Origin of the sequence: Pseudonocardia kongjuensis (assembly GCF_039526905.1) — a bacterium.
Lineage (GTDB): Bacteria > Actinomycetota > Actinomycetes > Mycobacteriales > Pseudonocardiaceae > Pseudonocardia > Pseudonocardia kongjuensis.
This window is the reverse complement of the sequence record NZ_BAAAJK010000012.1, coordinates 1-10600: the sequence shown is the minus strand read 5'-3', so window position 1 is coordinate 10600 and position 10600 is coordinate 1. Positions and strand designations below refer to the sequence as shown.

Annotated in this window: 10 protein-coding genes; 9 read left to right on the top strand and 1 reads right to left on the bottom strand. The window is 74.6% G+C overall.

Annotated elements, in window-relative coordinates:
- The coding region (locus ABD160_RS16475; RefSeq protein ID WP_344023329.1) for a TetR/AcrR family transcriptional regulator at nt 1–668 on the bottom strand (668 nt) is incomplete at its 3' end.
- A gap of 176 nt (nt 669–844) precedes the next feature.
- On the opposite strand from ABD160_RS16475, the gene ABD160_RS16470 reads away from it, so the two are divergent.
- The 9 genes from ABD160_RS16470 (at nt 845) to ABD160_RS16430 (ending at nt 10434) form a co-directional block, all read left to right on the top strand.
- Nucleotides 845–1360, top strand: coding sequence for a dimethylamine monooxygenase subunit DmmA family protein (locus ABD160_RS16470; protein WP_344023327.1), 516 nt, complete (start codon nt 845–847; stop codon nt 1358–1360).
- Entirely contained in the window at nt 1357–2292 is a 936-nt protein-coding gene (locus ABD160_RS16465; RefSeq protein WP_344023325.1) for a PDR/VanB family oxidoreductase, read from the top strand. The genes ABD160_RS16470 and ABD160_RS16465 overlap by 4 nt, the downstream gene beginning before the upstream one ends.
- Nucleotides 2289–3257: a heme-dependent oxidative N-demethylase family protein gene (locus tag ABD160_RS16460; protein ID WP_344023323.1), complete on the top strand. Its 969-nt coding sequence runs from the start codon at nt 2289–2291 to the stop codon at nt 3255–3257. The genes ABD160_RS16465 and ABD160_RS16460 overlap by 4 nt, the downstream gene beginning before the upstream one ends.
- 133 nt (nt 3258–3390) lie before the next feature.
- On the top strand, nt 3391–4743 hold the full coding sequence (locus ABD160_RS16455) for an ammonium transporter (RefSeq protein ID WP_344023321.1): 1353 nt from the start codon (nt 3391–3393) through the stop codon (nt 4741–4743).
- A gap of 213 nt (nt 4744–4956) precedes the next feature.
- Nucleotides 4957–6327, top strand: coding sequence for a type III glutamate--ammonia ligase (gene glnT, locus ABD160_RS16450; protein WP_344023319.1), 1371 nt, complete (start codon nt 4957–4959; stop codon nt 6325–6327).
- 24 nt (nt 6328–6351) lie between these two features.
- Nucleotides 6352–7257: a class II glutamine amidotransferase domain-containing protein gene (locus ABD160_RS16445; RefSeq protein ID WP_344023317.1), complete on the top strand. Its 906-nt coding sequence runs from the start codon at nt 6352–6354 to the stop codon at nt 7255–7257.
- Nucleotides 7245–7934 (top strand): glutamate synthase, encoded by a 690-nt coding sequence (locus ABD160_RS16440; protein ID WP_344023315.1) that lies wholly within the window; start codon nt 7245–7247, stop codon nt 7932–7934. The genes ABD160_RS16445 and ABD160_RS16440 overlap by 13 nt, the downstream gene beginning before the upstream one ends.
- On the top strand, nt 7934–9253 hold the full coding sequence (locus tag ABD160_RS16435) for an FMN-binding glutamate synthase family protein (RefSeq protein WP_344023313.1): 1320 nt from the start codon (nt 7934–7936) through the stop codon (nt 9251–9253). The genes ABD160_RS16440 and ABD160_RS16435 overlap by 1 nt, the downstream gene beginning before the upstream one ends.
- Complete coding sequence (locus tag ABD160_RS16430; protein ID WP_344023311.1) at nt 9250–10434, top strand: NAD(P)/FAD-dependent oxidoreductase; 1185 nt, start codon at nt 9250–9252, stop codon at nt 10432–10434. Before ABD160_RS16435 ends, ABD160_RS16430 begins: the two co-directional genes overlap by 4 nt.
- Nucleotides 10435–10600: the final 166 nt, after the last annotated feature.

The window sequence follows — 10600 nt, the reverse complement described above, 5'->3', positions numbered from 1 at the left end:
ATCCCGGTGCGCACGGCCATCTCGGCCAGGGTCGCCCCGGACGCCTGCCGGATCCGCCGCACCTCGTCCCCGATGACCTGCTCCACCGTCCGGTCCCGGCCGGGCGGGCGGCGGCGCCGGCCGGTCTCCGGCCGGACGTCCAGCAGGGCCGCCAGTGCCGCGGCCGGCGCGTCGCGGTCCGGGCGCTCCCCGGTGACCAGCGCGGTCAGCACGGTGCCGTCGACGTACGCGACGGCGGCCCGTGCGGCGTCGGTGCCCACCCGCCCGGCCAGTACCGCGGCCAGCCCCTCGATCCGGGCCAGCGGCAGCGGGCGCAGTCCCGGCCGGTGTGCCGCCGCCAGCTGCAGCTCGAGGTCCGCCACCGCGCGCAGCCGGTCGTCGATCCGGTCCAGGATCAGCTCGGCGAGGGTGCCGGGCAGGTCGTCAGTGGCCCGGATCCGCTCCGCCCAGCTGTGCAGCCCCTCCCCCGCCAGCGCGGCCGCGTGCTCCAGCGCCGCCCCGGCCAGCTCGTCGGCCGAGCCGAAGTAGTACGTGGTGAGGCCGAGCGCCACCCCGGCCCGCTCCGCCGTCCTGCGGTGGGTCAGGCCGCCGAGGCCGTGCTCGGCGACCAGCTCGTAGGCCGCGCGGACGATCGCCGCGCGGCGGTCCACCGTCGCCTCGGTCGCCACGTCGCTCCTCCCGGTCCGGTCCGGTGTCCCGTACATACGTACAGGACCTTGCGATCCGGGACCAGCTGACGGGCCGGGAGATCCGGCAGGTCGGAAGGCCGTTGCGGTCATGGCGCCGTAACGACATGTCACGGAACGGCAACCGGATCCGGTTTCCGTAGCGGATACCGTGTCTCATGACCTCGCCCGAGCACACGAGCGTCCCGCGCCGGCCGGCGGTGCCGCCCGGCGTCGACCGGGCGGCGCGGCGGGTCCTCGTCCTCGCCGTCGGCGACGGCGCCGCCACCGTCGCCCGGACCTGGCGCGCCGAGGCCGGGGCGGCCGGGATCCCGGCCGAGCAGCTGTCCGCGGCGTCGGCCGGTCCGCTGCTCGGCGAGCTCGACACCCGGCTCGCCACCGCCCGGGTCGGGATCCGGCTGATGGTCGCCGGGCCGGAGTGCGACGTGCTCCGGATCGGGGCGGTCGCGCTCGCCCGCGGCCTGCTGACCGCCGAGACGACCACGTTCGCCACCGACGACCGGGTGCGCCGGGTGTGGTGCCCGCACTGCGACACCACGACGACGGCCGAGGTCCCGGTCGGCGGCCGCACCGGCTGCGCGGGCTGCGGCCGGACGCTGCTGGTGCACCATCACGTGTCCCGTCGCGAGGGCTGCTACCTGGGCTTCTCCGCCGACGCCGAGGAGGCGTCGTGACCGGCCCGCGGACGCTGCTGGTGCGGGAGAGCACCGAGATCGTCCCGGGGATCCGCGAGCTGGCCCTGGCCGATCCGGCCGGCCGGCGGCTGCCCGGCCACCCGGCGGGCAGCCACCTGGTGCTGGACTGCGGCGACGGGCTGCGCAACTCCTACTCGCTGCTCGGCCCGGGCACCCCCGCACAGGAGTACCGGATCGCGGTGCTCCGGCTCCCGGGCGGCCGCGGCGGCTCGGTCCGGCTGCACCGGCTGCGGGCCGGTGACCGGATCGTCGCCGACGGCCCGCGCAGCGCGTTCGCCCCGGTCGCCTCGGCCCGGCGGCACGTGCTCGTCGCCGGCGGGATCGGGGTGACCCCGATGCTGGCGCACGCCCGCGCGGCCGTCCGGCACCGCAGGCCGGTAGAGATGCTGTACGTGCACCGGTCCGGGACCGGCGCCTACCGGTCCGAGCTGGCCGCCCTGCTCGGGGACCGGCTCACCGCCGTGACCGGGCGGGCCGCGTTCGCCGCCCGGCTCGAAGCGCTGCTGGTGCGCCAGCCGCTCGGTACGCACCTCTACACCTGCGGCCCGGAACCGCTCGTCGATCACGTCCTCGACCGCGCCGCGCGGCTCGGGTGGCCCGCCGGGCGGCTGCACTCCGAGCGGTTCACCGCCCCGGAGCCGGTACCCGGCGTCCCGTTCACCGTCCGGCTGGCGCGTTCCGGGCGGGACGTCGCCGTCCCCGGCGGCGCGAGCCTGCTCGACGCCCTGCTGGCCGCCGGGGTCCCGGTGGCGCACCTGTGCCGGCAGGGGGTGTGCGGCGAATGCCGGGTGCCGGTGCTCGGCGGCACCCCGCTGCACCGCGACGAGTTCCTGGCCGAGGACGAACGGCACGGCGCGGTCATGTGCTGCGTCTCCCGCAGCGCGTCCGACACCCTGGAGGTGGACCTGTGAGCCCGACCGGTTTCCCGTTCCCGTTCCGCGAGGACAGCTACCGGTACTCCGCCAACGTCGAACCGGCCCGGACCCCGGTGGACACCGGTGCCGGCCGCTGGGGCGCCACGATCCTCGACATCGACCGGTACTACCGCGCCGAGCTCGTCGAGCGGGAGCGCATCCTCGCCGCCGATCCCGCGCGCTGCACGGTGCTGCCGCACATGGCCGGGGCCTGCTGGGACGCGCTGCTGACCGTGCTGCACGAGCTGGCCGCCCAGGATCCGGCGACCTTCACCCTCGACGAGCTGGGCGGCGGCCGGTTCGCCTGGTCCAACCGCCTGCTCGGGACCACGCAGGTGTTCACCGACGGCGACGACGCGAGCGTCCCGGGCGGCCCGCTGAGGTTCCTCTGCTCGCAGGTCCAGGACGACGTCGTGCTGCTCGACCAGCGCGAGGGCGCGCTCTGGGTGGACGCGGGCCTGGTCACCTTCGCCGCCGACTGGTCACTGCGGTTCGACGTCGGCATGCGGTTCCTCGAGGTGCACGGCCCGGTGCCGCGGGTCCACACCGAGGGCGTCATCGCCCGCGCCGAGCGCTTCCTCATGCGCCTGCAGCCCGGCCAGGAGTACCGGCGCACGAACTGGACGATGTCGGTCGACCGGCGGCTCGACCAGTCGACCGAGACCTACCCGCTGTGGGGGCCGGACCGCCGGCTGGTCGCCGGGGTGCCCGACGACGAGCTGGCCCGGCGGCTGCACCTGCGGGTCGAGGTGCAGCACCTGATCCGGCTGGGCGAGTCCGGCGCGCTGCTGTTCCTGATCCGCACCCACCTCGCCCCGCTGGCGGAGATCGCCGCCGTGCCGGCCTGGCGGGTCCGGCTCGGCCGGGTGCTGTCCGAGCTGCCCGACGACATCGCCGACTACAAGGGACTGACCCGGTTCCGGGACCGCGCCGCGGGGTTCCTGCTCGGCAGCGCGGCCTGATCACCCAGTCGTGTCAGCCTCGTAACTCTCGTTAACTGGGGTGAAACCGATGTCCGGTTTGCTTCGCCCACGACGTTCGTCCCTTCCGCCGGGTCCGGCGGGTCCCTGATCCCCACTCACACCGGAGTTGCCCGTGCCCGCAGCAGATCTCGCGTGGTTGCTCGCCGCATTCGCGCTGGTCCTCCTGATGTTCCCCGGCCTGGCACTGTTCTACGGCGGGATGACCAGCAGCAAGAACGCCCTCAACATGATCATGATGGTGCTGAGCACGCTCGGGATCGCCTCCGTGCTCTACGTCCTGCTCGGGCACAGCATGGTCTCCGGTGACTCGCTCGGCGGCCTGGGCCTGATCGGCAACCCGGTCGAGTACCTCGGCTTCGCCGGCGTGCACGACGACGCCGGTTCCGGCGGCCCGGAGAACGTGTTCTGGGCGGCGTTCTTCATCCTGTTCGCCGCGATCACGATCGCCATCGTGGCCAGCGGCGCCGCCGGCCGGATGAAGTTCTCCGCGTGGCTGGTGTTCGCCCCGGTCTGGCTCACCCTGGTCTACTTCCCGCTCGCGCACTGGGTGTTCGCCGCCGACGACGAGGAGGCCGGCGTCACCGGCGGCTGGATGCTCAACAGCCTGGAGCTGCACGACTACGCGGGCGGCACCGCGGTGCAAATGAACGCCGGCGTCGCGGCGCTGGCACTGGCACTGGTCCTGGGCAAGCGCCGCAACCAGGCCGAACGCCCGCACAGCCTGCCGCTGGTGGTGCTCGGCGCCGGCATCCTGTGGTTCGGCTGGATGGGCTTCAACGGCGGCACGGCGGGCGGCGCGAACTTCCTCGCCCAGTACGTCATCCTGACCACGCTGCTCGCCGGCGCCGCGGGCATGGCCGGGTTCTGCCTGGTCGAGCGGCTGCGGGACGGTCACGCCACCACCCTCGGCCTCGCCTCCGGCATGATCTCCGGGCTGGTCGCGATCACCCCGTCCGCGGACGCCGTCAACTCGATCGGTGCGCTGCTGGTCGGCTTCGCCGGTGGTGCGGTCGTCGCCTGGGCGTGCACCTGGAAGAAGAAGCTCGGCATCGACGAGACCCTCGACGCGTTCGCCGTGCACGGCGTCGGCGGCATCGTCGGCACCGTCTGCGTGATCCTGTTCGCCGCGTCCAACGCGCCGGCCGGGCTGACCGGGATCCTGTTCGGCGGCAGCTGGGACATCGTCTGGCGGGAGATCGTCGCCATCACGGTGACCTGCGTGTACTCGTTCGGGATGACCTACCTGATCGCCTGGGCGCTGGACCGGACGATGGGCCTGCGGGTCGACGACGAGACCGAACTGGAGGGCCTCGACGTCACCGTGCACGCGGAGAGCGCCTACGACTTCGAGCGGGGCAGCCGGATGGGCACCGGCCTCGCCGCCACCGCCACCCCGGGCCCGTCCGGGGCGGCCGCGGAGCCGGGAACCTCCGGGGCGTCGCAGAGCAGTCCCGCGGCCACCTGACGGCCCGGTCCACCGGATCCACCCTCCGCACGACCACCGCCCGGCCCGCCTCGACCGCGGGCCGGGCGGTGCTGTGTCGGGGGACGTTCCCGGCCCGTCATCCGCCGTCACGCGCCGGAAACCCAGTGAATCTCCTAGCGCGATATTGTGTTTCCCACTGAGATACCCGACACTGGGCCGCCGAGTGTCGCCGGAGCGCCCGAAGGAGCCCCCATGACCCTCACCTCGCCGTCACCGGCGCGCACGACGACCACCGATCCCGCAGCGGGCCCCGCCGATCTCGCCGGCCGCGCCCGGGCCGACGGGATCCGGTTCCTGCTCGCCCTGTTCGTCGACCTCACCGGCAAGCCGTGCGCGAAGCTGGTGCCGGTCGAGGCCGTCGACGAGCTGGTCACCGACGGCGTCGGGTTCGCCGGGTACGCGGTCGGCGCGATCGGCCAGCAGCCGTGCGACCCGGACCTGATCGCGATCCCGGACCCGGCCAGCTACACGCCGCTGCCCTGGGTGCGCGAGGGCCTCGCCCTGGTGCACTGCGACCCGCACGTCGAGGGCGTCCCCTGGCGCTACGCGCCGCGGGTGGCACTGAAGGCGGCGATCGCCGGGGCCGCCCGGCGCGGCCTGGAGCTGCGCGCCGGGGCCGAGGTCGAGTACTTCCTGGTGTCCCGGGACGCCGACGGCACGCTGTCCCCCGCCGACTCCCGCGACGACGCCGCCCGCCCCTGCTACGACGCCCGCGGCGTGACCCGGATGTACGACCACCTCACGACCGTCTCGACCGCGATGAACGCGCTCGGCTGGGGCAACTACGCCAACGACCACGAGGACGCGAACGGCCAGTTCGAGCAGAACTTCGGTTACGCCGACGCGCTCACCACCGCCGACCGCGTCATCACCGCCCGCTACCTGATCTCGGTGCTGGCCGAGCAGCGCGGGATGACCGCCACCTTCATGCCCAAGCCGTTCGCCGACCGCACCGGCTCCGGCATGCACCTGCACCTGTCGCTGTGGTCCGGCGACGACCCGCGCTTCCCCGACGACACCGATCCGCGCGGCTTCGGGTTGTCGGCGCTGGCCTACCAGTTCCTGGCCGGCGTGCTCGACCACGCACCGGGCATGCAGGCGGTGCTGGCGCCGACGGTGAACTCCTACAAGCGCACCGGCGCCACCTCCACCCGGTCCGGCGCGACCTGGTCGCCGCGGCGCGCCACCTACGGCGGCAACGACCGCACCCACTTCGTCCGCATCCCGGACGGCGACCGGATCGAGCTGCGCGGTGGCGACGGCTCGGCCAACCCGTACCTGGCGCTGAGCGTCGCGCTCGCCGCCGGCCTGGACGGCATCGACCGGGCCGCCGATCCCGGGCCGCCCGGCACCGGGCCGGACGCCGTCGTCCGGCCGGACCTGCCGCCGACGCTGCTGCACGCCGTCGAGGCGCTCGGTGCCGATCCGGTCGTCACCGGTGCGCTGGACGTGGCCGGCCCCGGCGTCGCCGGCTACCTCGCCGAGGTCAAGCGGGAGGAGTTCTTCGACTGGCACGGCACCGTCGGCTCCTGGGAGCACGACCGCTACCTGACCGCCTTCTGATCCACCGAGCCGAGGGAGCCGCCCGTGTGCGGGATCGTCGGACTCCACCTGCGCGATCCCGGGCTGTACCCGCAGCTCGGACGCCTGCTGGAGACCATGCTGTGCCAGGTCGCCGAGCGCGGCCCGGACTCCGCCGGGGTCGCCGTGTACGGCGACCGGCGCCGCTGCCCCGAGGGGCACGCGGCCGTATCGGTGCTGCTGCCGCCGGGCGTCACGCCGGACGGCGCGGCCGCCGCGGTGCGCGCCGCGCTGCCCGGCGGGCCGGACCCGCTGGTCACCGCGGCCGGGGACACCACGGTGCTCGCGGCGCCGGTCGGGACCGCCGAGCTGGTCGACGCCGTGCGGACCGCCGTGCCCGGCGGCACCGTCGTCGGGTCCGGCACCGATCTCGCCGTCTACAAGGGGACCGGCGCACCGGCCGACCTGGCCCGGACCTACGACCTGCGGTCCGCGCAGGGCTGGCAGGGCCTGGCGCACACCCGGATGGCGACCGAGTCCGCGGTGACCCCGCAGGGCTGCCATCCGTTCTCGGTCGGGCCGGACCAGTGCCTGGTGCACAACGGCTCGTTCGCCAACCACGCCACGATCCGGCGCGAGCTGCGCGCCACCGGGGTGGAGTTCGACTCCGACAACGACTCCGAGGTCGGCGCCCGGTTCGTCGCCGCCCGGCTGGCCCGGGGCGACGACCTGGACACGGCGCTGCGGCTGCTCTGCGAACGCTTCGACGGGTTCTACACCCTGCTGGTGACCAGCGCCGACGGGTTCGCCGTTGTCCGCGACGCGATCGCCTGCAAGCCCGCGGTGATCGCCGAGACCGACGCCTGGGTGGCGATGGCGTCGGAGTACCGGGCGCTCGCCGGGCTGCCCGGCGTCGAGCACGCCCGGCTCTACGAGCCCGAACCGGAGAAGGTCTACGCATGGACACGCTGACCGCCACGGCCACCGTCGATCTCGCCGTCAGCACCGTGCGCGCGCTCAACGCGGCGCTGCACGCACCGGCGTCGTCGCACTACGAGGTGCACAACCCGGGCGGCGCGCACGCGATCGCCGCCGGGATCGCCGCCCCGCTGACCGTCGACGTCCGCGGGCACGCCGGCTACTACGCGGCCGGGATGAACGACGGCGGCACCGTCACCGTGCACGGCAACGCGGGCACCGGCGTCGCCGAGAACATGATGTCCGGGCTGGTCCGGGTGACCGGCGACGCGTCGCAGTCGGCGGGCGCCACCGCGCACGGCGGCCTGCTCGTGATCGGCGGCTCCGCCTCCATGCGGTGCGGCATCTCGATGAAGGGCGTCGACATCGTGGTCGGCGGCGACGTCGGCCCGATGAGCGCGTTCATGGCGCAGGCCGGGCGGCTCGTCGTGTGCGGCGACGCCGGCGACGGGCTCGGCGACTCGATCTACGAGGCCCGGCTCTACGTCCGCGGCTCGGTCGGCGAGCTCGGCGCGGACTGCGTCGAGAAGCCGCTGCGCGACGAGCACCGGGCCGAGCTGGCCGGGCTGCTCGCCGCCGCCGGGCTGGACCACGATCCGGCGGAGTTCCGCCGCTACGGCTCGGCGCGCCGGCTCTACCACTTCACCAGCACTCGCTCCGGGAGCTACTGATGGACCCCGCCAGCCGCGGCCTGCGCGAGTCCGCCACCTTCGACCGCGCCACCATGGCCGGCATCCGGCGGGCCGCCGACACCGGCGTCTACGACATCCGCGGCTGGGGCGCCAAGCGCGCCCTCCCGCACTTCGACGACCTGCTGTTCCTCGGCGCCTCGATGTCGCGCTACCCGCTGGAGGGCTACCGCGAGCGGTGCGCCACCGACGTCGTGCTCGGGGACCGCAACGCCCGCCACCCGCTGCACCTCGACATCCCGGTCACGATCGCCGGGATGAGCTTCGGCGCGCTGTCCGCGCAGGCCAAGGAGGCGCTCGGGCGCGGCGCGAGCGAGGCGGGCACCTCCACCACCACCGGCGACGGCGGCATGACCGACGAGGAGCGCGGCCAGTCCCGGCACCTCGTCTACCAGTACCTGCCGTCCCGGTACGGGATGAACCCGGCGCACCTGCGCTCCGCGGACGCGATCGAGATCGTCCTCGGGCAGGGCGCGAAGCCGGGCGGCGGCGGGATGCTGCTCGGCCAGAAGATCTCCGACCGGGTCGCCGCGATGCGCACCCTCCCGGCCGGGATCGACCAGCGCTCGGCCTGCCGGCACCCGGACTGGACCGGGCCGGACGACCTGGCCATCAAGATCCTGGAGCTGCGCGAGATCACCGACTGGCGCACGCCGGTCTACGTCAAGATCGGCGCCTCCCGGACCTACTATGACGTGAAGCTGGCGGTGGCCGCCGGCGCCGACGTCGTCGTCGTCGACGGGATGCAGGGCGGCACCGCGGCCACCCAGGAGGTGTTCATCGAGCACGTCGGCATCCCCACGCTGGCCGCCGTCCCGCAGGCCGTGCAGGCGCTGACCGAGCTGGGCCTGCACCGGAAGGTGCAGCTGATCGTGTCCGGCGGGATCCGGACCGGCGCCGACGTCGCCAAGGCGATGGCGCTCGGCGCCGACGCCGTCGCCATCGGCACCGCCGCACTGGTCGCGCTCGGCGACAACGATCCCGGCCGGGCGGACGAGTACGAGGCGCTCGGCTCGGCGGCCGGCTTCTACGACGACTTCCAGGACGGCCGCGACCCGGCGGGCATCTGCACCCAGGACCCGGAGCTCGCCGCCCGGCTCGATCCGGTCGAGGGCGGCCGCCGGCTGGCGAACTACCTGCGGGTGCTCACGATGGAGGCGCAGACCATCGCCCGCGCCTGCGGCAAGTCGCACCTGCGGAACCTGGAACCGGAGGACCTGGTCGCGCTGACCGTCGAGTCCGCCGCGATGGCCCGGGTGCCGCTGGCCGGGACGTCCTGGATCCCCGGGGCGCCGTCGTGAGCACCGCCGACGTGGTGATCGTCGGCGGCGGGCTGGAGGGCTGCGCGACCGCCTGGGCGCTGGCCCGGCGGGGGGTGACCGACGTCGTCGTCGTCGAACGGTCCACCGTCGGCTCCGGCGGCACCGGCAAGTCGTCGGGCGTCGTGCGCTGCCACTACGGGGTGCGGTCGCTGGCCGCGATGGCGACCCGCAGCCTGGACGTCCTCGAGAACGCCGCCGAGGTGCTGGGTACCGACGTCGGGTTCCGCCGGACCGGCTACGTGGTCGGCGTCGGCGAGCCGAACGTCGCCGCGCTGCACGCGTCGATGGCCGACCAGCGCTCGGTCGGCGTCCGCACCGAGAGCATCGGCCACGCCGAGGTGCAGCAGCTGTGGCCGGTCGCGGACCTGACCCCGTTCGCCGCGTTCGCCTGGGAGGAGCGCGGCGGCTACGGCGACGCCTACCGGACCGCGCAGGGCTTCCTGGCCGCCGCCCGCGCGGCCGGGGTCCGGCTGCGCCAGCACAGCCCGGTCACCGCGCTGACCACCGACGGCGACCGGATCACCGGGGTCACCCTCGCCGACGGCACGTCGATCGGCGCCGGCACCGTCGTCGTCGCGGCCGGGCCGTGGTCGGTCGGGCTGCTGGCGCCGCTCGGGATCGACCTGCCGATCACCGTGCACCGCGAACAGCTGGTGATCATCGATCCGGGATCGGCGCTGGGCCCGGTCCCGGTATTCTCCGATCTCGTGTCGCTGCAGTACATCCGCCCGGAGGGCGACGGCGCGATCCTGTTCGGCAACTCCGACCTGTCGGTGCTCGAACCGGCCGACCCGGACCGCTACCCGGACCGGGCGGACGACGCGTTCGTCGAGCAGGCGATCGGCAAGGTCGGCACCCGGCTGCCCGGCCTGGCGGATCCCGCGGTCGCCACCACCTACGCCGGCTGCTACGACGTGACACCCGACTTCAACCCGGTGATCTCCCGGACCGGGCCGGACGGCCTGGTCGTCGCCGCCGGGTTCTCCGGGCACGGGTTCAAGATCTCCCCCGCGGTCGGCACGCTGGTCGCCGACCTGGTGGTCGACCGGACGAGCTCGGTGCCGGAGATCCCGGAACGCGACTTCCGGCTGTCCCGGTTCGCCGAGGGGGACCTGCTGCGCAGCCCGCACCCCTACGCCGGGGCCGGCGAGATGCGATGACCGGCGAACCGGAGGACCCGGAGATCGATCACGGCCCCGCGCTGCGCGAGATCGACCAGCCGGCGCCCGAGGAGGGCAGGCTGGAACGCGCGATCGGGGTCCAGGTGCGGCGGATCCGGCAGGCGTCCGGGGCGACCCTGGCCGAGATGGCCGTGCGCACCGGGAT